This window comes from Scatolibacter rhodanostii (assembly GCF_900197595.1).
In the GTDB taxonomy this organism is placed as follows: domain Bacteria; phylum Bacillota; class Clostridia; order Oscillospirales; family Acutalibacteraceae; genus Scatolibacter; species Scatolibacter rhodanostii.
Map to the genome: position 1 here is coordinate 307,986 of NZ_FZLO01000001.1, position 23,887 is coordinate 331,872.

At 37.9% G+C, this 23,887-nt stretch carries 21 protein-coding genes; 2 read left to right on the forward strand and 19 right to left on the reverse strand.

Annotated elements, in window-relative coordinates:
• Positions 1–44: 44 nt before the first annotated feature.
• The 4 genes from CS931_RS01455 to CS931_RS01470 all read right to left on the reverse strand — a co-directional run bounded on the left by CS931_RS01455 (position 45) and on the right by CS931_RS01470 (position 2,948).
• Positions 45–494, reverse strand: a complete 450-nt coding sequence (locus CS931_RS01455; RefSeq protein WP_099203981.1) for a hypothetical protein — start codon at positions 492–494, stop codon at positions 45–47.
• A gap of 55 nt (positions 495–549) precedes the next feature.
• Positions 550–1,020 (reverse strand): pyridoxamine 5'-phosphate oxidase family protein, encoded by a 471-nt coding sequence (locus CS931_RS01460; RefSeq protein WP_099203982.1) that lies wholly within the window; start codon positions 1,018–1,020, stop codon positions 550–552.
• Between the two features lie 316 nt (positions 1,021–1,336).
• On the reverse strand, positions 1,337–2,200 hold the full coding sequence (locus tag CS931_RS01465; RefSeq protein ID WP_099203983.1) for a radical SAM/SPASM domain-containing protein: 864 nt from the start codon (positions 2,198–2,200) through the stop codon (positions 1,337–1,339).
• 112 nt (positions 2,201–2,312) lie between these two features.
• The gene (locus CS931_RS01470) at positions 2,313–2,948 is read right to left on the reverse strand and encodes a TetR/AcrR family transcriptional regulator (RefSeq protein ID WP_099203984.1); all 636 of its coding nucleotides are present in this window, start codon (positions 2,946–2,948) and stop codon (positions 2,313–2,315) included.
• A gap of 182 nt (positions 2,949–3,130) precedes the next feature.
• Here CS931_RS01470 and CS931_RS01475 point away from each other — a divergent pair, with 182 nt between their 5' ends.
• A complete protein-coding gene (locus CS931_RS01475; RefSeq protein WP_099203985.1) occupies positions 3,131–5,044 on the forward strand; it encodes an NAD(P)/FAD-dependent oxidoreductase in 1,914 nt (637 codons plus the stop codon).
• A 179-nt stretch (positions 5,045–5,223) separates the two neighbouring features.
• Here CS931_RS01475 and CS931_RS01480 read toward each other — a convergent pair whose 3' ends face one another.
• The 14 genes from CS931_RS01480 to CS931_RS01545 all read right to left on the reverse strand — a co-directional run bounded on the left by CS931_RS01480 (position 5,224) and on the right by CS931_RS01545 (position 20,948).
• The gene (locus tag CS931_RS01480; protein ID WP_099203986.1) at positions 5,224–5,697 is read right to left on the reverse strand and encodes a peptide-methionine (S)-S-oxide reductase; all 474 of its coding nucleotides are present in this window, start codon (positions 5,695–5,697) and stop codon (positions 5,224–5,226) included.
• On the reverse strand, positions 5,690–6,763 hold the full coding sequence (gene rsmH / locus CS931_RS01485) for a 16S rRNA (cytosine(1402)-N(4))-methyltransferase RsmH (protein ID WP_099203987.1): 1,074 nt from the start codon (positions 6,761–6,763) through the stop codon (positions 5,690–5,692). The genes CS931_RS01480 and rsmH overlap by 8 nt, the downstream gene beginning before the upstream one ends.
• Before the next feature lie 35 nt (positions 6,764–6,798).
• On the reverse strand, positions 6,799–7,140 hold the full coding sequence (locus tag CS931_RS01490) for a P-II family nitrogen regulator (protein WP_099203988.1): 342 nt from the start codon (positions 7,138–7,140) through the stop codon (positions 6,799–6,801).
• A gap of 15 nt (positions 7,141–7,155) precedes the next feature.
• Positions 7,156–9,060, reverse strand: a complete 1,905-nt coding sequence (locus CS931_RS01495; RefSeq protein WP_099203989.1) for a DUF1538 domain-containing protein — start codon at positions 9,058–9,060, stop codon at positions 7,156–7,158.
• A gap of 412 nt (positions 9,061–9,472) precedes the next feature.
• On the reverse strand, positions 9,473–10,414 hold the full coding sequence (locus CS931_RS01500; protein ID WP_200814925.1) for a 3-hydroxyacyl-CoA dehydrogenase: 942 nt from the start codon (positions 10,412–10,414) through the stop codon (positions 9,473–9,475).
• Positions 10,415–10,707: 293 nt separating this feature from the next.
• Positions 10,708–11,676 carry a helix-turn-helix transcriptional regulator gene (locus CS931_RS01505; protein WP_099203991.1) on the reverse strand — a complete coding sequence of 323 codons (969 nt, stop codon included), beginning with the start codon at positions 11,674–11,676 and terminating at the stop codon, positions 10,708–10,710.
• Positions 11,677–11,788: 112 nt separating this feature from the next.
• On the reverse strand, positions 11,789–12,343 hold the full coding sequence (locus tag CS931_RS01510; protein WP_099203992.1) for a GNAT family N-acetyltransferase: 555 nt from the start codon (positions 12,341–12,343) through the stop codon (positions 11,789–11,791).
• Positions 12,344–12,438: 95 nt separating this feature from the next.
• On the reverse strand, positions 12,439–13,179 hold the full coding sequence (locus CS931_RS01515) for an aminoglycoside phosphotransferase family protein (RefSeq protein WP_099203993.1): 741 nt from the start codon (positions 13,177–13,179) through the stop codon (positions 12,439–12,441).
• Positions 13,180–13,274: 95 nt separating this feature from the next.
• Complete coding sequence (locus CS931_RS01520; protein ID WP_099203994.1) at positions 13,275–13,808, reverse strand: CHAP domain-containing protein; 534 nt, start codon at positions 13,806–13,808, stop codon at positions 13,275–13,277.
• A 101-nt stretch (positions 13,809–13,909) separates the two neighbouring features.
• Positions 13,910–14,656: a GNAT family N-acetyltransferase gene (locus CS931_RS01525; protein ID WP_099203995.1), complete on the reverse strand. Its 747-nt coding sequence runs from the start codon at positions 14,654–14,656 to the stop codon at positions 13,910–13,912.
• Between the two features lie 127 nt (positions 14,657–14,783).
• Entirely contained in the window at positions 14,784–15,302 is a 519-nt protein-coding gene (locus tag CS931_RS01530; protein ID WP_099203996.1) for a hypothetical protein, read from the reverse strand.
• A gap of 206 nt (positions 15,303–15,508) precedes the next feature.
• Complete coding sequence (mgtA, locus tag CS931_RS01535; protein ID WP_370738182.1) at positions 15,509–18,052, reverse strand: magnesium-translocating P-type ATPase; 2,544 nt, start codon at positions 18,050–18,052, stop codon at positions 15,509–15,511.
• 402 nt (positions 18,053–18,454) lie between these two features.
• Positions 18,455–19,546, reverse strand: coding sequence for a phosphotransferase enzyme family protein (locus CS931_RS01540; protein ID WP_099203998.1), 1,092 nt, complete (start codon positions 19,544–19,546; stop codon positions 18,455–18,457).
• Between the two features lie 13 nt (positions 19,547–19,559).
• Positions 19,560–20,948, reverse strand: coding sequence for a hypothetical protein (locus CS931_RS01545; protein ID WP_099203999.1), 1,389 nt, complete (start codon positions 20,946–20,948; stop codon positions 19,560–19,562).
• A gap of 342 nt (positions 20,949–21,290) precedes the next feature.
• Between CS931_RS01545 and CS931_RS01550 the strand changes: the two genes are divergently transcribed.
• Positions 21,291–22,316, forward strand: coding sequence for a DUF4097 family beta strand repeat-containing protein (locus tag CS931_RS01550; RefSeq protein ID WP_099204000.1), 1,026 nt, complete (start codon positions 21,291–21,293; stop codon positions 22,314–22,316).
• Positions 22,317–22,626: 310 nt separating this feature from the next.
• Here the strand turns inward: CS931_RS01550 and CS931_RS01555 are convergent, their stop codons facing one another.
• The gene (locus CS931_RS01555; protein ID WP_143826218.1) at positions 22,627–23,742 is read right to left on the reverse strand and encodes a hypothetical protein; all 1,116 of its coding nucleotides are present in this window, start codon (positions 23,740–23,742) and stop codon (positions 22,627–22,629) included.
• Positions 23,743–23,887 lie beyond the last annotated feature (145 nt).

Sequence of the window (23,887 nt, forward strand, 5' to 3'; positions counted from 1 at the left end):
AGTTCCTTTAATAGAATAATAAATATAACAAGAGAAAAAATTGCCTATCGGTTTAGTAGTTTTTTCCACTTTCGTTGTCTGTGTGCATAAAAGCATTTCGCCCATAAATAGACAAAAATTGTCTTCCACCCGGCATTAATTTCCACTTCATCCGTATATCGAACGAGATTATCCGCTATAGCCTCTAAAGAGATACGATGATTCCATATCGGCACATGGGGGTTGTTCTCATTCGTGTAAATCTCATATGAATTTTCATCAAATAAACTGACTCTAATTTCATGTAAACCAAAGGGAACAAGCCCCATCATTTTTAATTGAAAAGTAAAAACTTGTCCGGCTTTCCATTCTAGATTATCAGGTACATCTACTGGACTAAATGTGGCGTAGGGAAAAGCTATGTATTGTAATGTTTTTATTGATTGCAGTTTGTTGAAGATGTTTTCTTGGGTTGATGGCAGTATACATGATTTTTTTAATGTTCTAGTTTTCATAAAACTCCTATTCGATTATACTGTCATGGCCTAGAGAGCGGATCATAAAGCGGTTTTAAATAAAAGCTCCCCAGAACTCACTCAATAGGGCCGATTGGTTTGTGAAATCAATTTGATAGCGTATTGCGTGGTGGTCCTTTATCAGCATACCGTCGGTGAGGCGAATCTCAAGTATACAGCAGTTTGGGTCTTGTTCGCAGTTTGCGTCGTCATACCACTCGAAAGTTTTGTGCAATTTTGAGCGAATCTCAGCGTTTTTCGGGTCTAATACCCAGCCGAGATTTCGACCGTCGCCGTGTCCGCTAAACCAATCAACAGCACAAATTGCAACGTGGGAATCAAAATGGATTTGTGTCATTTTACTTGATAGTGCATTGGTGCTGATGTAAAAGGAACCGTTTTCATAGTAAGCATCTACCATACGGTTATATAAGCGTTCACCGTCTGTTGTTGCTACCGCAATAAGATTATCTTTATTATTGAACCGTTCGGACATGATGTTCATTGCATCTTCGAATTTGCTCATTTTAATCCTCCTACAAGTAATCTAATATTTTATACGACATAAGCCACACAGCGTAAGCTTATTATGTTGTATTGAAACCAGAAAGCGCAAGCAACTGCTACAAAGTCAACGGTGAATCAACGTTCTGTGATTTTTTGTATCAACTATTTTTGAATTGACATGCTTAAAGACTGGTTCCTATCTTTAAGCTAATTTATGTAAAATTATATCACCTGCAAGAAAAATAATCTAGCGGTTATAACTATGTTTTTGGACTAAAATTTAGTTTCTGTTTACCTAGAGTTTGTCATCCCCGCTGTCCTACCAACCTGTTCGTTTAGAAACGGGTTGCATAGCCACAGCGACGGCAAAGCTCTTCGCTTGGTTGGCGCGCAGAAAACCCATTATAAAGTGCTTGTGCGCGTTCACTTGACAGAATTTGAGTAAGTGGCAGCTGAAAAATATTGCCAAGTGCAATATCTCCTTGGCTATCCAAACAGCAAGGCACGATAGTGCCATCACTCAGTACGGCGACTTGGCTGCGCAATCCGTGACAAAATATGGGTTGCTCTGTGCGAGGTTCAGCCATGCTTGGCCATGTAAAACGAGCAGCTTTTCCAAGGAAAATCCTTGGCATTAACGTGGTGTTGCCACTTTCGTTTATCTTCAGTCGTGCCGTTTCTTGTGCAGTATAATCCAAGCCTAAGAGACGGCACAGAGAAATGAAAATAGCCTCGTTATCCACGTCATCTGCCCCTAAATTCCACAGTCTTAAATCACAAAAGATGCCTTTAGTAGCGGCTTGAGTAACAAATGAAGCGACGCCCGCCAGATATTCCTCTTTTTGATAAGGGCTGTTAGGCTCCATGCTGTGCAAAGATATACTGATTTTTCGCAAGGCGGGTGCGTTTAGAAGTATTTCCTGTGTTTTTGCCAGCAAGGTACCATTTGTAGTTATGTTTACCTGCATATCAAAGTGATGTGCTACCGCTAGCAGCTCTTTCAATTGGGGATGCAGCAAAGGTTCACCTAATACATGCAAATAAATATGGTTGGTATAAGGCTTTGCTTGCTGAATAATATAAGAGAACTCGTCAACAGTCACAAACCGTGGCGTACGCACATTGCCAATGCAAAAACTGCACGATAAATTACATATATTTGTAATTTCGATATAGATACGGGAAAACTTCTTTATCATAGATTCGTCTACCTTTGCCGATTTTATAGTATTAAAACAAGAAAGCGAGATACCAGATGGATATCTCGTTAATTTGCGTATCTAAACTTGACACAAAGACCTAAAATCTTGTTTAATCTGATTCTCTTTCGCTGTCACTGAAATTAAAAACCTCATTTGATGAAATTCTCTGTGAAAGGCAGAATGCAGGAGCAACATCTAAAATGGTTTCAAGAGATTGCCGTATCAGCTTTTTGCGGTTAAAGTTTCCTTGTTTAATACACCACATGACTTCGTAACCGGTAAACATAAAAGCGGCTGCTTGATATAATTCTGTGGCATTTTTGGTGCTGCGCACTTGGCAGGTAGCTTGCGCTTGTTCAATTAATGCTACACAGATTTCAGTTAATACAGGATTGAAATCAAAAGTATTTTTATCTTGCCTAAGGTTCATAATATAGAGATGACTGGTTAAATCGACCCCTAATTCAATGCTGGCTTGAGAGAGCTCTTCAAAACACAAGACAATTTGCTCCCAATAGTTCTTTGCTTTAATGAATTCCACACTTTTTTTGCTGATTTTTTCAATTACACCATCATAAAAGTGGATAAGCAAACTTTCTTTAGAAGGGAAGTGATAGTAAAAAGCTGTCTTTGTTAAATTACATATTTGGCATATTTCTTGTATAGATACGGCATCATAGCCCTTTTGTTTAAAAAGACTGTACGCTGCGGAGATAATTCGTTCTCTAGTTGACAATTTATCCATGCAATAAACTCCTTATAATCTTATCTATGAGTATAAAGCTTAATGAATAAAAAAGTCAAGTTTTGTAAACCATTAAATAAAGAATTGACACTTTACTTTAGTTATGATAAACTTTACTCAAGTAATAATCGTTATATTATTAACATATTATTATAAGGAATATTCAATTGGGAGGCAGGAAAATGAAATTATTTGAAAGAGGAAATATCGGCACGATGCAGCTTAAAAATAGAGTTGTTATGGCGCCGATGGGCACAAAACCGGAGGCCGACGGCAGCTATAGTTATAATGCCATCAATTATTTTGAGGAGCGTGCCAAAGGTGAAACTGGGCTAATTATCACCGGTGCTAATATTGTTTCTACAAAATTTGAAGAACGTCCTGAAAATGAGCTTTCTAACTTTCACCATGTAGAAAAGCTGGCTGTATTAATTGAGCGTTGTCATCATCGTGGAGCAAAGGTTTGCGTACAGCTTACCCCTGGACTTGGAAGAATGGTTTACACTGATCCTTACAATGCGCCTTATTCAGCCAGTGACCATGCTCATTCTTTTTGGTTTCCAAACTTAAAGTGCCGTGCTCTTACCAAAGAAGATATTCATTATTTAGTTGACCGTATGGGCTATTCTGCAAGTCTTGCAAAAGCGGCTGGCGCAGATGCAGTAGAAATGCATGGCTATGGTGGCTACTTGATGGATCAGTTCCACTCTTCTATTTGGAATCAGAGAACAGACGAGTACGGTGGTTCTTTAGAGAATAGACTTCGTTTTTCTTTAGAGTGCATTGAGTCTGTTCGCAAATATTGCGGCGATACTTTCCCTGTTATCATGAAATATACCGCTTATCACGGCATTGAAGGCGGGCATGAATTAGACGAAGGTATTGAAATGGCAAAAATCTTTGAAAAAGCAAAGGTCGATGCCCTGCACGTAGATGTTGGCTGCTATGAAGTATGGTATAAAGCTATTTCTACTGTTTATGAAAAACCTGCCCACCAAATTGATATTGCAGCTGCTGTGAAAAAAGCTGTTTCTATTCCAGTAATCGGTCAAGGTAAGTTGACAGACCCTTACATTGCCGAGCAAGCATTAGCCGATGAGAAAGCAGATTTTATCGGATTAGGACACCAAATGCTGGCTGATCCTCATTGGGCAAAAAAAGTGAAGCAAGGCGCTTTAGATGATATTATTCCTTGTATTGGTTGTAATGAATGTCTGTTGGGCGGTTTTAGTGGTAAACATTATTATTGTGCAGTAAATCCGCTTTGCTACGCTGAAAAGGATTATCAACTCACTCCGGCTGAAGAGAAACGTTCTGTATTGGTTATCGGCGGAGGCCCTGGCGGTATGGAAGCAGCTATTACGGCAGCCAAACGTGGTTTTGATGTAGAATTGTGGGAAAAAACAGATAAGTTAGGCGGCAATCTGCATGCAGCTGGCAATCCTACCTTCAAACATGACGTTTTGAAACTGATTGAATATTTAGAGAAACAAGTTCGCAAATACAATGTAACCGTGCGTTTTATGAAGCAAGCTACTGCTGATGAAATTATAGCAGGAAATTATGATAAAGTGGTTTTGGCAACAGGCTCAAATAGCATTGTTCCGCCTATTAAGGGAATAGAGAATGCGCATACTGCGGATAGTTTCTTAACAGGAAAGCAAAAATGTGGAGACCGCGTGGTTGTAATTGGCGGCGGATTAGTGGGCTGTGAAACGGCAGCGTTCATGAAAGAAACAGCCTCTGAAGTTACCATTATTGAAATGCTGGATGACATTTTAAAAACTGTTGTGCATAGCAAAAACAATGATTTGTCTCTGCGTGATATGCTGAAAGAACGTGAAATTAACATATGCACTTCTTCTGCCGTCTACGAAATCTTGCCTGACCGTGTTCTTTACAAGCAAAATGGTGAAGATAAGGAAATCCTCTGTGATACAATTATTATTGCAGCTGGTTATCGCCCTGAAAACACACTGGCAAGCCAACTAGAAGACAAAGTAAACTCACTGACAGTTGTTGGAGATGCCATTGCCTCTCGTAAAATTATTGATGCTGTACATGAAGCGTATCACACAATTCGTGTTATGGATTAATGAGATAGTTAAAATAAGAGAGTAAGAATTAACTTCAGTAAGAGAACACATAAATTGGGTCGTAACATAAAAGTTACGGCCCTTTTTTTGTATAGAAAACGCTGTGTTTTACAGGTATTTCTTCCAATAAAAGAGCCGCAATATGTTTTATTTAGAGAATAACAAAGATAAAAAATTGGTCAGCGGTACTTGTGTAGTAAATGCTTCGGAATATGGCAATAGTCATTAGGAAACCTGTCTAGTCGATCTTGATGCTCGTCCGCACTTTTTACGTAATTAGTAAGAGGCAGAACTTCTACAACAATTTTATGGCTATCTGTTCTTTGCGCAATATAATTTTTAGCATCGTCCAAATGGTGAGGGAGTTTACTATAAACACCTGTGCGGTATTTTTCTCCTACATCATTGCCTTGTTTATTTAGACTATATGGGTCTATAATTTCAAAGAAATAATCCATGAGCTGAAAAACAGTTACGACTGCGGGGTCAAATTCAGTTTTTACGCATTCTGCATAACCATCATATTTATATTCTAGCGTATTTGAAAGACCGTTTGCACGTCCTGCTTCTGTATGAATAACACCTTGTAGCGTTTTAATAAAGGCTTGCACACCCCAGAGACATCCTCCGGCAAAATAGATGGTTTCACTCATTTAATTCACCTGAGCTTTTGATAGCCCACCTCAACTTTGCAGAACTAGCACGACTGTTTCGGTTACATTCTTCTATAGATGGCCGGATAACTCTTCTGGCAACCTCAGAATAGACGCCCTCACGCAGCAAGTCTTTAAAAGATTGTTTGACGAGCCTGTCTTCTCCAGAATGGAAAGTTAGAATAGCAACTCGACCGCCTTTGTTAAGCAAGTGGGGGAGTTTTTCTAAAAATTCTGTTAAGACATCAAATTCATGATTCACTTCAATTCGCAGAGCTTGAAAAGTCCTTTGGCAAGATTTTTTAACAGCTTCTTTGCGTTGTGACAAGGGCACAATTACAAGAGCTTCTCCGACAATTTGGCGAAGCTCAGTGGTGGTAGAAATCGTTTTGCCACGCTTTCTTTGAGATACAATTGTTCTTGCAATTTCAGCGGCATAAGGTTCATCTGAATTTTCGATTAGCAAAGCCTCTAATTCTTTTTTGCTAATCGTTTGCAGAAGCTCTGCTGCTGTAATTCCCTTTTCAGGATTCAAGCGCAAGTCAAGTGGACCTTCTTTTTTAAAAGAGAAACCTCGGTCGGGGTTATCAATTTGCATAGAAGAAACGCCCAAGTCAGCCAAGACGAAATCGAACAAGATGCCTTGCTTGCCAAGTTTATCTATTTTGCAAAAGTTCAAATTATAAATGGTTAAAATATCAGAATCATATCCCAAATTTTTTAAACGTTCTTTTGTCTTTTTTGATTCAATGGGGTCTACGTCAAGTGCATAGAGATGACCTTCCTGTTCTAAACATTTGAGCATCGCTGATGTGTGACCACCGTAACCCAAAGTCGCATCTAAACCAATTTGTCCCGGCTTAATTTGCAAAAAGTCTAGTATCTCTTGCACGCAGATGGGAATATGCATGCCAGCGGGAGTTTTTCCTTTTTCTAAAATTTTGGCAATAGTATCGGCGTGTTTTTCCGGATTAAGCTCCTTGTATTTTTCTTTGAAATTCTTAGGGTGTGTTCCTTGATAACGAACACGCCTTTTATGTTTTTGTTCTTGTTCTTTGCCATCCATGAATTATACCTCTTTTAGTAATCTGATTTTATACTTTATTCAACTTTTTCATCTGGAAAAGGAATATTAATGCCCACGACAGAGTCAACGGGCATGGTGAAACAAATGCTATGAATGGGCGACTGCATGCTCATTCTTTCTTTTAATAGCTTCATTGCCGCTTGTGCAATAGACTTTTCTGCCACGCAGACAAGCATTTCTTTTTCCGAATCCATAGTTATTCCCATAAAAGATTCATGATGCAGACCTTCTCCACGAGAATTCAAAATGGTTGCGCCACGGGCACCAGCCTCACGCAGTAAATCTACGACTTCATCAGCATGCCCAGCATTTATAATAACAAAAAGAGCTTTCATATTATCGCTATTTTTCATCATAATTTTCCTCTCTCATTACATCGATAATTGGTCAATGGGAATAGTGAATGCAATGCCTGTATTAGGCTGGTCGAAGTGGAATTTTTTTGACAGCATTTTGGTTATTTCATCCGTTTTGCTGTCAGGTAAAATGCACATAACCATCATTTTGTGCTCGTCTGGTACAAGGCCAAGCACATTTTGCAAGTAACTGGCTTCAACAGTGCCTCTGCCATAGATAGTATTGGTCAGATGGGCACCCATCTCTAAGAGTGAGCATAGCAAAGTATCTTTTTGCTTACGACTGGCAATAATGACCCAAAAGTCAACGCCATTACATTCGGCACAGGTATCGAAAGCAGCATTTTCTTCTACTAAGTTAGTAGAGAAGTTGGCTGGCTGTGGAAGCAGTGGCTGAAGTCCCACAAATTCATCTTCATCCACCAATTTTTGATGTTTTTTCTGACCGAAGTCATAAACAATCCCTAGCGCTTGCACGGCAATTAAAGGTGTAACAGAGATGAACGCGATAATGCCAAAACCATTTGTTAAAATCGACTGCGCAGCGCCACCTGCGGTTGCTGCAACGCCTTGCGCCACACCTAGTGTAAGCGGGGTCAAAAAAGCAGAAGTGAGTGCCCCGCCAGAAACCCCGCCTGAATCAAAGGCCAAACCGACAAATAGGGGAGATGTAAATTTCATCATAATGAGGGCGATAGCATAGAGTGGAACTAAGAACCAAAGAATATTGATTTGTGTCAAGATTTTTACAATCGATAAGAGTGACGCTACTCCAATGCCAAGCGCCAATGTAAGACGAATAGTCATCTTTTTAATATGGCCGTTGGTAATTTCTTCAAGCTGGTCGCCAAGCACCGTAACGCCCGGTTCAGATAGCGTAATAGCAACACCTAAAACAAACCCGACAATCAGCAGCAACCACTTAAACCAGGCAGAACGGGTTGGGTCAAGAAATACTTCGCCGATATATTTGCCGGCAAAAGCAAAGCCGAAATCGATACCGGAAAGAAAAATAAGTAAACCGGCATAAACTGTTATAGCACCCAGCAAAATTTTGATAAATTCTTTTTTTGGTAGCTTGATGAAGAAAAATTGAAAAGGTAGAAAAACAATTAGCACCGGAATCAGTGCCAAAGCGACTTCACCTAGATTAGAAATAAGAATAGCAGCAAAGCCTTGCGTTGTGCCAGGGTCATATACACTGGCAGCCGGTAAATGGCCTCCATTAAGAGCCTTTAAAATGATACCGTAAAAAAATACAGCTAAAATAGGGCCGACGGATGCCATACCAATAATGCCAAAAGTGTCATCATTTGTTTTGTGTTTTGACATGGTAGCAGAAACGCCCATACCAAGAGCTAAGATAAATGGTACAGATACATCGCCCGTGGTCGCTCCACTGCCATCAAACGCCAAAGCAACAAACTCTGTAGGAACAAAGATGATGGTGGCAAACAAAATGATGTATAGCGCAGCAAAAACAATTTTAATACTAATGTCTTTCATAATTCGAAAGAGTGCAAAGCCGACAAAAACACCAATACCGGCAGAGAGAATCCAAATAAATAAAGTATGGTGAATAATAGGCATAACCATTTTTGCCTGTCTTGCCAGCACAGCTAAAGCAGGTTCAGCAGCTGTGGCTAGAAAACCAAATAAAAAGCCAAAGAAGATGATAAACACCGCCTTTTTTAACTTAATAAGAGATTTTCCTACTAGCTTGCCAATAGGGAGGATACTGGCATCTAGGCCTACCAAAAAAAGTGTTTGCCCAATGACAACACTAACATAACCTATGATAAGTTTGAAGTAGTCAAGCGTGCTTTCCATAGGGGCTACAAACCCGCAAACAATGATAATGACTACAGCAAGTGGGATGGTGGATAAAAAGGTTTCTTTCAATACACGAGTTGTTTTCATTGTACCTCCAGTTACGACTCCGCTTGTATTATAATCATGCAAATCTACTGTTATGGTTAAACTAAATACCTCTCTAAATTTTATGCTTTTTCTCCAGAAGCTATGTTTTCTTAAGAAAATTCAAATGGGTGCAAACTGATTATGTATGCAAGCAATGAAGTCATTTAATATCTTTATATAAAATCATACCATCTACGGGTATTTCAAACAAGCGAATATAACATTTGGTGTGCTAAATTTTGTGCTCACTATTTGTATATATTGTTGCATTAGAAGTTATAAATTGCTAAAAATGACCTATCTTCCGTAATTAATTGTCCTTTTCTGCTCTTAGCGCCTTAATAAAAAAAGAAAGCAAACAGAAATTCTCTGTTTGCTTTCTTTACATTATAGATTTAAAGGGATATTTTACTTAGTTATATTTATAGAAGCCTTCGCCTGAAGCTGTACCAAGCTTGCCTTCACCAATATATTTTTCTAGAGTTTCTTTCATGCCTTTGAAGTTATATAAGGAAGCGGCAGCAGGAATATTAGCATACAAAAGCACAATGTTATAAGCAGTAGTTAAACCGACAATATCGAGAATGCCGAATGGGCCCTTAGGAGCACCTGTACCCAACTGCCAAGCTTTATCAATACTTTCAGGATCTGAAACACCGTTCACGAATAAATCTAATCCAGAGAAAATAAGCGGTACAAGCATAGAGTTAAGAAGATATCCGGCTTTTTCTTTATGAACAGGGAGCGGAATCATGCGAATGTTTTTTGCAAATTCCATTACTTGGTCAAAATAGTGTTTGTCGGTTTTATCCTGAGCCATGACTTCAGCCACGTTGTTTCTCCAAATGGTATTGGCAAAATGCAGAGACAAATATTTTTCAGGGCGACCTGTGTGTTCTGCAAACTGAGAGGGAAGAAGTGTGGAAGAGTTGGTAACAAGTATAGTTTTTTCTGGCATAAGCGGTGCTAATTTCTCATAAAAAGCAATTTTATCAGCAACATTTTCAGCCATACTCTCAACAATCAAATCAGCATCGGCAACGGCTTTTTGCATATCAACTTCGAGTTTTAATGTGTTATAAGCTCTCTCAACCGCTTTAAGACATTTTTCTTCATCAAAATCACCGAACTCAGCAATACCTCTTGCCCAGTTGATAGGAGTTTTGCCTTCTGGTGTAGCCATTAGATGAATGGTGCTTTCATAAACTTCTTTAAGATGGTCTATTTTGGGCTGTGTACGAGTAATACTTTCAGGGCTGCGAAGCCAAATAGTAACATCAAATCCGCAGTATGCTGCCTGAAAGGCAATTTGACTTCCTAAAACGCCGCCGCCGGCAATAACAATGTTTTTCATTTTAATTCTCCTTTTTATTTAAAACCATTTAATTAAGTATTTAAGACTATATAAATAATATCACATATTTTCCAAAAATAATAGTTCTTCTGCATAATAAATCTTGTTAATGATAAAAATTTAACATATTTACAAAAATGATGAACTGTAACGAAATAATCATAAAAAATGACCAATGAAATATTTTAGAAAGAAGGTATAGTCGGCTTTTCAAAATAAAAAAGCCCCTTTCGCTTAGTCAATCACCAAGTAAAAGAGGCTTCATTTTAAGTTATGGGTAGAGCAATGCTGACTTATGATTTTCGAATCGGCCTAACATACTTAAAAAATCGTTCGGGGTCGTGGTACATATAGATGATTCGACCGGGAGAAGTATCAAAACAATAACCTGTGTCCGCAAAATTAAAAGTGGACATAGCGGTTTCAATTTGTCCTTCTACACTGCGATTTTCCTGTTCATAATCAAAGGGTCCGTGCTCAAAGACAATATATTCTGCCTCGGGAACATCGATTAACAACATTTGTGGAGGGATTTCACCTTGATAATCGGCAGGAAGACGTACCCCATAGCACTCTGTGCGAAGAAATCCCCAATCGCAAAGTCTTCCGTTTGAATCATTAATATAAGCCATGATTTGACCACTGCCGCTATTGGCTTCACTTCCGCCGTCATCATCTAGTTTATCTTTGATACTGTCTAACAGCCCACAGATGGTTTCACAGTCCTGTTCGGGGATAAGACTTTGTTTTTGCCAAAAGTCCCAGTAGCCATTGCTCTCATAATTTTTAATATGCAGAAATTTGTGTGCAGGGATAGTTACAAAATAGATTTTAATATCATCAGTAGACTTAATCATGCCAATCTCTCCAAATCCAAAAAAGTAGCGGTCAAAGGGATTGATTTTTGTACGAAGAAGAACGGGTTCTGGCTTTTTGCGGTATTCACTCGGCGTTATTCCATATGTTTTTTTAAAAGCTCTGGTAAACGCTTCATGAGAAGAAAAACCATAATCAAAAGCGATGTCTAAAAGGCTTTTTTCGCTATCTCGGATTTCTTTCAGTGCAAACGCCAGCTTTCGGTGCCGCAGATAGTCCCTAAATGACATACCCGATATTTCTTTAAATTTTCTTGTGGTATGAAATTCTGAATAACCTAGTTTGCAAGAGAGAATATTTAGCGTCAAAGCCTCGTCATTATAATTTTTTATGCACTCATCAATCTCATCCATAATGACTTGAATTTGCTTTTGCCATTCATACATTTTTTCTCAACCTCATTTCAACTGCCCTATATTGATTATAAAAGAATAGAGAAAATGCTGCTTGATTTTACTTGCGATTATTTTGTAATGAGCCAAAAAATATCTGAATGGGTTAACCATCGGATAGTCTTGGGTCTATTATTTCTGTATTTTCATTTGGATTTAAGGCGGCATATACATAGGTATCCCAATAAATTGGGTTGTTTTCTTCATCACTGCGAAAGGAAACATTCTTTTTAAAGAAAGCTTCTCGCTCTAAACCGATTTTCTCCATCAATTTCCAGGAAGCTATATTCTGAGGAGCACATTCCGCATAGATTCGGTGCACACCTTGTGCAAATGCAAACGCTACCATTGCTTTGCTGGCTTCACTGCCATACCCCTTTTTGTGATAATTTTCGTTGAGAACATAGCCTAACTCTCTGCTGTTAAAATTTCGTTTTCCTAAGTAAATATTGCCAATGACTTTATGCTCTTTCTTGAGTTCAATAGCAAAGAACTCATCACTTTGTGCACGAGAAACAATTTCCTCATGAGATTTTTGGCAGGTGAAATCAGGGTATCTTTCGAATTGAGCATGTACTCTTTGCAGCATATACTCACATAAATCTTTTTCATCCTCTAATTCAAAATTGCGAATAATTAAATCGGTGGTCTCTATCTTCATATTTTCTCCTTATTTCTTGTTTAATCAATATTAAAAATAGCTTTGAAGGTAGCATCACATAAAAATCAATGTGCTATTATTGTCGTAATATAAATTTATAGCATGTTGTCAATCCAGTACATTATTTTTTCCTTCTCGTGTGCATTGTTATCAATAAGACGCGCCGCGGCAACGACTGGTAGCCACTGCATGACATCAGATTTATTCTTTTTTGCTTTTTTGCAATAGCAGTCCATATACGCTTCGGCAAAATCAACGTGATGAAAGCTGTATAACATATAGGTACGGCAGACATCTCCATCGGGATATCCTTTTACGGCATCTACCCAATCAATGATAAATGGCTTGTCATCTTGAATCAAAATGTTATAGCCGTGCAAATCACCGTGGCAAAGTTGGTCACCTTCAGGCAAGGTAGATAATCTCAAGAACAAAGCTTTTTTAGTGGATTCTTCAATATCTGAATTGACTGTAATTTTAGTTTCTAGCCTTTCTTTTAATGAAAAAGGTAAATCTAGCTTTTTGGAAAAGATGTTAAGTTGAATCTCAACCATTAATTCTAAATAATATAAAAATTTAGTTTCGTTTTCCAACAAGTTTTCATGCAAAGATTTTCCAGAAACATAATCCATTTTGAGGGCTAAACGGTCATTGTACTGAATTACTTCTTGAACCTTAGCAATGGGCAAACCTGTTTTTTCAACTAATGCCGTAACAGCCGCCTCATAGAAAACGGCTGATTTATCATATCCTTGCTTAAAGAGTTTAACGGCACAGTTTTCAGAGAGAAATACTTCGGCTTGAGCCCCTGAACCGATCTTTTTGTTTGTTTCCATAGGGTTCTCCTTATAAAAAGGTAACTGAAATAGCAACCTTCTATTTTTAATGGTAATAAGCTATCGTTGAGATTAATTTAAAATGAGTAAAAGTTTTATTGTGCATAGTAAGAAAAGAATTCAGGAAGTCTGATGTAAGCGCGAATATGGTCATCTTTGTTACGTTCCAAAATGCCAGAAATATTGCCGTTCAAGGTATTGCCTTCGGCGACAACAAGGGTTAGCGGCTTGTTTTCTATAATAATTCCCATATGGTCATGTTCGCTGTCTAAAAAAACACGATCGTATAAAATAATATCTCCTTTCGCGGGTACAAAGAGAGGGTCCTGAGGCAAATAATACGCTATTCGACTATCACCTAACGCAAAATCTTCCCACCCGCCACACCCAGCTAAACTGCATGAAACACACTCATCGGGGCTATATGGGATTTGAAACCCTGCTGTAATACAACAATAATAAACAAAGGCGGCGCACCACATGCCGTCTGCATCAATTATGTTCCATTTTGGGAAAAGAGACAGGATGGGCTGGAGGTTAGACTCTTTATCTGCTAGAAAACCATGAAAAGGTAACAAGGCTTTTTCTTGTGCTACTTTAGCTAACAAGTCTTTTGTTGCAAATTGCATGAGGACACCTCTTTTTATTTTAACATAAAAGTGAAAGGCTTACTGAGTAGGACAGATGTGAAAGGCATTGAGATTAAGTTATTAATAGCCCTCCAAGAAAATTATAGAGCAAACATTTTTTTAAGATATGACTCATTGAGGAGGTGCACAGTTTGGAACTGGCCATCAAAAAACACAGCCCAGTTATTAAAAACACAAGGCAAATTCTTAGCTTTTTCAAGACAATCAACAGCAATTAAGTGCAGCGGGATTTGATTATTCTGACAGTAGGTTTCAATTTGTTCAATACAATTTGGAATGCAAGGGCACTGCAATCCGTAATATATCGTTAGTTCCTTATTTTCTATGGATTGTTTTTTTGCTGATTCTGAAAAGGCAGGTTTATTTTCATTAAAACGTAAAGCAAGAAGTTCATATTCGCCAATCGTATCCACAACTTCAAATCCAAATTTCTGCATAAATTTCTTTTCCGTTAAGAAAGGCTTCTTCTTTTTTGCACTCAAGACGCAAATACCTGCTTTATTTTGCGTTTTAGCATCTTCTATGCAATAGGTAAGCAGTTCTTTCGCATAACCTTTTCCTTTAAAAGAGCCTGATACCCAAAGGCAATGAATATAAAGGTAGTTATCGCCAATGATAGGAACCCAAGCAGTTTCTAGTGGCGCGTATTCTATAAAAACTTTTCCTCTTTCATCAAGCTTTCTAAAAACGTGTCCTTGCGGCAACTGTTTTTTAAGCCATTGTTTTTTGACCTCGACACCTTTTTGGTGTTTCTTGTCAGAAATAGCACAGCAAAGATGTTCGTTGTCAATATTTTCAAGAGTTATGTTCTTAAAATCTTCGGTCATTGGTTTGACCTCCTATTATGAAATCGCTGTCAAAGATTTAGCAAAATCCAGATAACTGTGGAAGCAAAAAGACTTTTCAAGAATTTTGAATGTTACAAATTTGGGAAGCTGTTTGAAGTCAGCATTCCTACTGTGATGTATCGCTGTAATAATCATAAGAACCTTCTATATATGTTTTTTCATCTGATTCAACATAGCTGCCTTCTTTGGTGAGTGCTGCATCTTTTTCTCTTACAAAAGGATTGACATAATTATAGTAAGAAACATCTGGCTGCAAAAAACTATTTACACAGGCAACCATCTTTTTTCCGTCTTTTAGGACAACTTGTTCTGGTTCATGTAAAAATTCAAAAATGAAAAAGGCAAGACACAAGATTATGATTAGTACAATAGAGAGAATGCCAGTACCAAGTGCCGATAAAACACGTAAAGGAGCTTTGATTTTTTTGTTATCTAAATTGTTGTAGAGCAGGCGGATCAATTGAAAAGCAGATAAGGAAAAAAGAACCAATAAGATAATGACAAAGGGAGCAGAAACAATATTTCTGAAAGCCAGATTATTAATAGCCAATATCCATTCAGCTAGATTATAGAGACCTAACAAAGCTACAAAGGAAACTGTATTAATAATTAATTTCTTTTTCATAAAAGCGCACTCCTCTTTAATTTATTATAAAGCCAAGCCTTTTATTTTACAACCCAATATTGATTTTCCTGTTATAGTTGCTGAAATAGAGATTGTTCTCCCCACAATAGCAAGGGAGAACAAAAACTACGGATATTTTTAAATTTTATTTAACGATAACATTAGCTTACGCAGACAGCTTTGCTAGAGCTTCACAAACTCTTAGCTCAAAGCCATTCGCCATAATGCTTAATATAGATTTTTTTAATCAATTGAGCAAATAAGAAGTATCCCACTAAAATGAGCAGTAGCCAAGGAGCAAAAGAAGTGGGAAGCGGGATCATGTCAATACCTACTGCTAAATGGGTAAAGGCCACACCAATAGCAATGACGGCAACAGCTAGGGTAGACAGCAAAAGAGGCAAAGAGGGTCTGCTCTGCAAAAACGGCAGTTTTTCTGTCCGAATCATATGAATGACCAATACTTGCGATACAGTGCCAAACACAAACCATCCACATTGGAAAAGTGAAGCCAGTTCTGGTTTGTTAGCGCCGATTGCCCACCACATAATGGCAAAGCATAGAATGTCAAATACCGAGCTTAGAGGACCCATGTAAGACATAAAAGACTGAATGGACTTCGTTTCCCATTTGCGAGGCTTTTTAACGTATTCGTTGTCTACATTGTCAAAAGGCATTCCCATTTGTGCGAAGTCACACAGCAAATTTTGTGTGAGAAGTTGAACGGGAATCATAGGCAAAAAGGGAAGAAAGATACTGGCGACAATGACAGAAATCATGTTGCCGAAATTTCCGCTGGCAGCCATTTTAATATATTTCACAATATTGCCAAAAGTCCGGCGGCCTTCAATAACGCCTTGTTCAAGCACCATCAGGTCTTTTTCCAATAAGATAATATCAGCTGTTTCCTTGGAAATATCTACAGCACTGTCTACTGAAATGCCTACATCAGATTGACGCAGGGCAGGGGCGTCGTTGATACCATCACCCATATAACCAACGGTATGTCCTGCCAGCTGAAATGTTTTTACGACACGTTCTTTTTGTGAGGGAGAGAGCTTGGCAAATAAATCGCAGGTTTTTACAGCGTTTAGGAGGGAAGCTTCATCCATTTTTTCTACATCACTGCCGGTGAGCAAATGCGAAGTATTGACGCCTACCTTGTTGCAAACTTTTACCGCTACACCTTCGCTGTCTCCGGTGAGTACAACGGTTCTCACGCCATGCTCTCGAAGAGCCGTGATAGCGGTCTTGGCACTTTCCTTTGGCGGATCAAGAAATCCCACAAAACCAATGAGAATCATATCGCTTTCATGAGTGACACCAAAAACTTCTTTTGTGGGTACTTCATCTTTTTTTGCTACAGCAATCATTCGCAAGCCTTCAGCATTGTGCTTTTCATAGATTGCTAATGCGGCTTGCTTAGTTTTTTCATCCATAGGCAAAATTTGCCCGTCCATTTCAATGAAAGAGGAGATGTTAATCATTTCTTCTACGGCACCTTTTGTAACGAGCTGTCGTTTGCCAGATTTATTCATTAAAACGACGCTCATTCTGCGGCGAGAGAAGTCAAATGGAATTTCATCTACACAAGTGTATTCATTCAATCGGTCCTGCAGATTATTCTGAACAGCACGATTGATAATGGCAAGGTCAATCAAATTCTTCAGCCCAGTTTGGAAACTGCTATTCAGATAGGCATAGCGCAAAATGCGAGAATCTTCTTCACCATGCAAATTCATATATTTTTCAAGCACAATCTTATCTTCTGTTAGTGTACCGGTTTTATCGGTGCAAAGAATGTCCATTTCTCCAAAAGTCTGTATAGCGCCAAGTGTACGCACAATAACTTTATGCTTTGACATAGAAACAGCACCTTTTGCCAATGTGGAAGTCATAATTACAGGCAGCATTTCAGGTGTTAGACCAACAGCAATACTGATTGAAAAAAGCAAGGCACTTGCCCAATCATTTTTGGCGAGTCCATTAATCAAGAAAACAATAGGCACCATAATCAGCATCATGCGAACGAGAAGCTTGCTGACAGAGCCGACACCTCTTTCAAAGCTTGTTTTTGCTCGGTCACCAGAAAGTGTTTTTGCCATAGAGCCTAAATAGGTATCGTTTCCGGTGGCAAGGACCAAAGCAGTGGCACTGCCGCTGACAACATTAGAACCCATAAATCCGATGGTCTGCAAATCTGTCAGTGCATCGGACTGTTTGTTTTTCATTTCGCCGAATTTTTCTACCGGATTCGATTCTCCTGTAAGGGCAGATTGAGCCACAAAGGTGTCTTTTGCGGTTAAAAAGCGTACATCTGCCGGAATCATATCGCCTGCCGAAAGACGTACAACATCTCCGGGCACAATTTCATCGATAGCAATTTCAGTTAACTGTCCATCACGCCAAACGTCAGCTTGATTGGAAATCATTTTGGATAGTTGTTCTGCCGAAGCATTAGAGCGTTGACTTTGCACAAAAGCAACTAAACTGGACAAAAACACCAGCGACAAGATGATAATGACAGTAAGATAGTCGGGGCGTGAGGTTGCTACTACATCAGTAAAATAGGTAATAACTGCAATTAAAATTAAGATAATGTTAAAAGGGTTAACAACTGCTTCTCTTAATCTATGAAGGGTTGTATTTTTTTGACCGGCAGTAATTGTGTTTTTTCCAAATTCTTCTTGTTTGTTTTCTGCTTCTTGGCTTGTGAGCCCTTTTTGTAGCGAAATATCGTTTGTTGACATAAGAGCAAAATTGCGTAGTTTTGCCTCCGTATTACTTTTGTTTACCTGGATTGTTTTGCTTTGAATTATTTTTTTTGCAAATTTCACCGAAATCAGTCCTTTCTGAGTTAAAGTTCCTCGGTGAAAAAAGGCAACAAAAAAGCTGCCCCGAAAGGCAGCACACATTTATACAAGCAAAATCAACCCATTAGCACAAGTGGCCAATGGATAACTGCTCGCAAAAAGGATTAACCAACCGGTTTATAGTTTCACGATGAGGATAGAAGTCACACAAGCGACTTCGAGGGTTGCTGTCCATTGTTCCACTCCTTTATGTAATGATGCTAATATTATATCTTTTTAATCTCAATCAGTCAATCTGTTGAAGAATAAAAATCAAAATTGGTTATTTTGTACTTGAAATTAGCAATAACGATATACAATTTCTTGCATTTCATCATAATGTTTTTCCATATCAGCCACTAACTTAAACTGATTTCTAGCACGGTCCAAATTATGCTGAGGATAAGAAGTTCTGAAATAAACATCACCGTTTAGATAATCGGCTAAGAAACGCATGCCAACTTCAAGAGTCATTAACTTAGCACCGTAAGGTAAAGATTTTAGCTCTAAATCAGTTAAGGATTTTCCGCATGCTTTAAGAAAACCTTCTGTATAAGCATCATAATGTGGCAGGCTGAAATTAACTTTACTTAAATCAACTTCATCTTCTGCAGCAGTAGAAGCTCCTGCACGGATAGAGTCTCCAAAATCATAGGCGGTAAGCCCTGGCATAACAGTGTCTAAATCGATAACGCAAGTCGCTTTGTTTGTGACATTATCCATGAGAACATTGCTCATTTTTGTGTCATTGTGAGTAACTCTCAACGGCAATTGATTGGCGGAAAGTTGATTGTAAAGCCAGGAGCAATCCTCTTTTCGGCTATTACAAAAATCAAGCTCAGCAGTCACGGTTTTCAAACGGTCAACAGGATTATTTTGAACAGCCTCCATCAGCTGACTATAGCGAGCAGGGGTATTGTGAAAATCTTTGATGATTTCATGCAGAGAATCTGCTTGAAAATCTCGCAGTAAATTCTGAAAATCTCCAAATGCAAAACCAGCTTCCTTTAGCATATCCAAATTGGAAGCAGATTCATGGGCAGCAGTGTCTTGAATAAAGAGAACACAGCGCCAAGTCTGATTTTCTTTGTCTACATAGAGCATGTTTCCGTCTGTGGTAGGTAAAACCGTTAAACATTCTCGTTCAGGATTGCCACCTCGAGAAATGATTTTTTCTCTCAAAAAAGAAGTAACGGAGCAGATATTCTCCATAATATGAGCGGGGTTTGGAAAGACAAATGAATTAATTCTTTGAAGAATGATGGACTTTTCATGGTGCCTTGCCAAAAAAGTATAGTTAATATGACCGCCTGACAAAACAGAAATCTCACAGTCATGGGGTAGATTAAAAGCAGAAAGTACATCAGGTGTAACAAGAGCGGTTGAATTCATATGGTTTTCTCCTTTAGCAATCAATGACAGCACGAATAATCATAACGTCATTGGCTGAACTTATAGTATATTTACCGCTGTAGCGGCTAATAATCGTATCGGTATTACTGAGCGAAAGCAAATACTCATTTTCTGGTTTGTCTTTCATCAATAAGGCAGTGACTTCAGAAATCTTTTTCCCTTTTATAGTATTCAAATAAATCTCTTGTAGAGAATGCGGAATCTTTTTGATTTGTGTTATATCGAACGGCTTTGAAAACAACTTGCTTTTATTCTCTTTCGTATTATTAGAAACGGGTATACTGCTAGAAAAAACAGTTTCTAAAATAACATGTTCTTTAGTAGAAGAAAGAGTAAAAGAAACTTTTTTGTCGCCTTGATAAGCAGCAGCCTGTTGGCACGAAACGTGTAAAATTTCATCTGTCATGAGACAAATTTCGGCAATGCTCATTTTACAGGCAGAAGAAAGTACAGATTGACTTTCAAACAGAATTCCACCTTGCTCAGCTAAAGAAGCGTTTGAAGCAATGACAGCATTAAGATATGGATTTTCATCGTAGTGATTTAAAAGCACGGTATATTCCAAATTTTTTCTTTGAGAAGCAATAAAATCAGGCACACTTTTAGTATCTTGATTAACAATCATATCCGAAATGGTATGAAATAAATAGTTATAAGCTTTTTTTATCTGCTCTAGCTCATGAATTGAAGTCATAGAAGAAGCAATTCGTCGAGATTCTGTGTCTAGCAGCGTGTAATAGGCTTCATCCTCTTCGCTGTGCTCTTTAAATTTGGCAGCATAACAAACTGAACGAACAATAAAAATAGTGAACAAATAGAAGAGGCAAGCAAAAAGCAAGCGTCCTGACCAAATATGGGCGCGAAAAATAAAGTCTAAATACCCCTGCACAAAGATGATAGGCAGTATTTGTAATAAAATAATGCCTATACAGAAGGGCGAAGCATTTCGGCCACTAAAATAATGAAAATACTGATGAAAAGAAAGTCCGATGACAAGAGAAAACAAAAGATAAAAGCCAACAGGAAATAGCAAGCCCAAGGCTGAAAAAGAGGGCGAGAGAGTGCCTAGCAAAAACTCTGCCGTAAAATTGGCAAAAAAATAGTTGCTCATACATAATACGCCTAAAAAGAGTTTCTGCAGAACATTGTTGGGTGAAAGGATAAAAGAAGCAGCCAGTAAAATCAAGATATTTGAAAGAACAGAAAAATGGGCAGAAAGCAAAGCATAATCTGCAAATCGAGCAAGAATCGCATAGGGTATAAAAGAAAGTATAAAACAGAGAAAAGCGCTCAACAGAGTAACACCTAAATTGAATTTCTCATCCAGAAGAAAAACAAAAAATAAAGTGTTCACTAAAAAAATAATACTGAGAGGTATCATGAGGATAATCTCCTATTCGAAAGTTTGTATAAAGTATATTAAAAACACAAAATAATAACAAAGAAAATAAAAAGCTCTTCGTTTTTAGTAGATTACGTAGAATAATTTACTGTTTATTAGAATTTATGCACAAAAAAATTCATTTTGTAGTCAAGTAAAGTTATTATAGCATATTTTTTAAAAGGTTACAAACTTATTATCCTCATAAAATCAAATTTTAAATTAAAAAAAAATTAGTTGCTGAACAAAAATTGTAAGATATTTTTAAATATTATGTGGTGGTTTTGTAAAGAAAGCTACAGTAAAATCTAACATAAGAATATAAAAAAGAGGAAGTAATGAATGAAAAGAGCAGTCTTTTTTAAGATATTAGCGATAGTATTATCTGTAATAGCCGCTATAGTATTAGGTATCATTTTATTTAAAAACAACGTCGAGGCTATCTTTAAAAATGAGGAGAGTGAAGATATGAATTTTACGTATGAATATGAACTCAAAACCAACTCATTAGATTTTTTGAATGTAGACTGGAGAAGTGGAAGCATAGAACTTATTCCGGTAGATGTACCTGAGCCAGCGCAAAGTGACGAGGAATCTCCTCCTGATTTTTCAGTGCATATTTTTGAGAAATCGAACCGTAAACTCTCAGAAGAAGAACAGGTACAGGCAACTCTCCAAAATGGAGGTTTAGAAATCAGCTGGAAACAAAAGAAGAAATTACTTCCCTTTTTAAATTTTGATTTAGGCTTTGATTTCACCCAAAAAAATATCCAAGTTGAAATTCCTCGTTATGTTTATAATAGTATGAACGAAATTAATTGTGAAAATGTTTCTGGCAAAATATTAATATACGATATCTCTCCTGATAAGCTAAAGGCAGAAACTGTTTCCGGAAATCTCAATATCCATCAAATAGAAAGCAATAGAATTATGCTTTCTTCGGTTTCAGGTGAAGTTCACGCAGAGGGGTTAAGAGCAGAAGAAGTAGAACTTTCAGCCACTTCCGGCAAAATTTCAGCAGAAGATATTTCCGTTACTCATTTAAATGCAGAAGGAGTTTCTTCTCTTGTTCATCTTCAGGGGAAAATAAAAAACATAAATGCTAGCACGATTTCAGGAGAAATTCGAATAGAATCTGAGCTCTGTCCTGAAGAAAGTGACTTAGAAACGGTATCGGGTGCTATATCATTGGCTATTCCGAAAAACTCAGCATTCACAGCAAGTTATGAAAGTGTATCAGGACGATTTAACAGTGATTTTTCAGGTCGATATGAAGAAGAAAGCCAATTTATTGTGGGTGGGGGTTCTGCGAGTTTTGCCTTTAGCACGATTTCAGGAAATATAAAGCTCTATGGCCTTTCTTCGTAACGGCTAACTTGGCTTTTAAGTTTAAATTTGGTACAGGTAGATTGTGTCTATCGCAAAGAAACAGTAACAAAAAAGATTAGAGACAGAAGTGTGACGCTTCAGCTCTAATCTTTTTATTAGTTTTTATACAGTATATGAAATTAAGCGAGAGAAAAGCAAAGCATAAAGAGCCAAATTAAGTCTATAAACAAGTGTGATATATGACAAATGCCTCAACACTATATTGTCAAAAATATGTATTAGCACATATTAAAAAGGGAGCACAGTCTATATTAGACGTGCTCCCTTTCAATCTTGTTATTAATTGATTTTATGATTCAGAAGAACTGCTGCTTTCAGTAGAAGATTCTACTGCTGATGTTCCGTTTTTGCCATCAGAGGGGAAGAACTTGGTGAGAGATTGTGAGTTTACGGCAGAGTCATTCATTTCAATGCCCTCAAGTTTTGCAGATTCTTCTTTGACACTAGCAGCAAATTCCTCCCATTTCATATCAGAGAGAGTATTGCTGCGAGTACTTTCTGTTGTCAACATTTCGTTGACTTTTTCAGCAATCGGGATTCTTTTTGCTAAAACAAAGGTGCTGGTGGTACTTTCGATAACACTTACTTCATTATCAGAGAGTGTGAGAACTGTTTCTGGAACAGTGCCGCTGGCACTAGCGGATATTTTACTGGTGGAGGTATTATAGGTGCTGTTCTCAATATCATTTGCTTTTTGGTATTTTTCTGCAGCTTCGGTGACGGTCATTTTGCCAGCTTTAATTTGCTCTGCATAGTCATCAAGCTGAGTTTTAAGTTCGCTCTTAGCGTCTTCATCAATTTCTGTGGCTGTACTTGTAGAAGATTCGTCTGTGCTTTCTTTTGCTTTGGTTGGAATGGTGACAGTGAAATATTCATAACTGTAATAGTTGTCGGTATAATAATCAGAAAGTTCTTGGTCTGAGACAGCTTTTTCGCCGCCTGCGCCATACAAAGCGTTAAAGACAGCCGATTGTTTCAAAGAAAAGTCAGTATAAGCCAGCTGGAAGGATTCTTTTGAAATACCGAAACTCTCCATGCTTGTACTATAGTAGCTCCACATAGATTCAGTGTAGGATTCCATTTGGGTAACATCTTCTTCATTTAGAGAAAGTCCCATTTCGCTGAATTTGTCATTAATATAGAAGAACGAACGAACACTCTCTTCAGCGGTATTGCGAATCCAAGTTTCCGCTTTAACGCCGTCAATTTCGCTTTTTAAGACTTCTTGGTCAGAAGAAACTTTCGTGCGTGCTGTGCTCGCTGCTGAATTCAAATAGTAAATGTAACCGCCTGTAGGAAGTGTTAAATCACCTTTCTTGGCTGCCCACAAATTTTTCTCGCTGTAGCAACCTGCAAGCGAAAAAAGAACAAATAAAAGGGCAACTGGGGCAGTGAACTTTCTCATGAAACTTCTCATTTTTTATCAAGCCTTTCGATTCAAAAATCTTTGATGAATGTTATATTTATAGAATAGTTGCCTTAAGTTTATCGGTTTTTCTAAACCATAAGACTTGTCCTATTATACCGAATGAAGATGAATTTGTCCACCG

Coding starts and splice junctions, on each gene's coding strand:
- CS931_RS01515 (WP_099203993.1), bottom strand. CDS start 13,179: ATGGAAACAAACAAAAAGATCGGTTCAGGGGCTCAAGCCGAAGTATTT.
- CS931_RS01460 (WP_099203982.1), bottom strand. CDS start 1,020: ATGAGCAAATTCGAAGATGCAATGAACATCATGTCCGAACGGTTCAAT.
- CS931_RS01530 (WP_099203996.1), bottom strand. CDS start 15,302: ATGAAAAAGAAATTAATTATTAATACAGTTTCCTTTGTAGCTTTGTTA.
- CS931_RS01480 (WP_099203986.1), bottom strand. CDS start 5,697: ATGAGTGAAACCATCTATTTTGCCGGAGGATGTCTCTGGGGTGTGCAA.
- CS931_RS01500 (WP_200814925.1), bottom strand. CDS start 10,414: ATGAAAAACATTGTTATTGCCGGCGGCGGCGTTTTAGGAAGTCAAATT.
- CS931_RS01490 (WP_099203988.1), bottom strand. CDS start 7,140: ATGATGAAAAATAGCGATAATATGAAAGCTCTTTTTGTTATTATAAAT.
- CS931_RS01455 (WP_099203981.1), bottom strand. CDS start 494: ATGAAAACTAGAACATTAAAAAAATCATGTATACTGCCATCAACCCAA.
- CS931_RS01465 (WP_099203983.1), bottom strand. CDS start 2,200: ATGATAAAGAAGTTTTCCCGTATCTATATCGAAATTACAAATATATGT.
- CS931_RS01550 (WP_099204000.1), top strand. CDS start 21,291: ATGAAAAGAGCAGTCTTTTTTAAGATATTAGCGATAGTATTATCTGTA.
- CS931_RS01520 (WP_099203994.1), bottom strand. CDS start 13,808: ATGCAATTTGCAACAAAAGACTTGTTAGCTAAAGTAGCACAAGAAAAA.
- mgtA (WP_370738182.1), bottom strand. CDS start 18,052: ATGTCAACAAACGATATTTCGCTACAAAAAGGGCTCACAAGCCAAGAA.
- CS931_RS01525 (WP_099203995.1), bottom strand. CDS start 14,656: ATGACCGAAGATTTTAAGAACATAACTCTTGAAAATATTGACAACGAA.
- CS931_RS01495 (WP_099203989.1), bottom strand. CDS start 9,060: ATGAAAACAACTCGTGTATTGAAAGAAACCTTTTTATCCACCATCCCA.
- CS931_RS01475 (WP_099203985.1), top strand. CDS start 3,131: ATGAAATTATTTGAAAGAGGAAATATCGGCACGATGCAGCTTAAAAAT.
- CS931_RS01510 (WP_099203992.1), bottom strand. CDS start 12,343: ATGAAGATAGAGACCACCGATTTAATTATTCGCAATTTTGAATTAGAG.
- CS931_RS01555 (WP_143826218.1), bottom strand. CDS start 23,742: ATGAGAAAGTTCACTGCCCCAGTTGCCCTTTTATTTGTTCTTTTTTCG.
- CS931_RS01540 (WP_099203998.1), bottom strand. CDS start 19,546: ATGAATTCAACCGCTCTTGTTACACCTGATGTACTTTCTGCTTTTAAT.
- rsmH (WP_099203987.1), bottom strand. CDS start 6,763: ATGGATGGCAAAGAACAAGAACAAAAACATAAAAGGCGTGTTCGTTAT.
- CS931_RS01470 (WP_099203984.1), bottom strand. CDS start 2,948: ATGGATAAATTGTCAACTAGAGAACGAATTATCTCCGCAGCGTACAGT.
- CS931_RS01545 (WP_099203999.1), bottom strand. CDS start 20,948: ATGATACCTCTCAGTATTATTTTTTTAGTGAACACTTTATTTTTTGTT.
- CS931_RS01505 (WP_099203991.1), bottom strand. CDS start 11,676: ATGTATGAATGGCAAAAGCAAATTCAAGTCATTATGGATGAGATTGAT.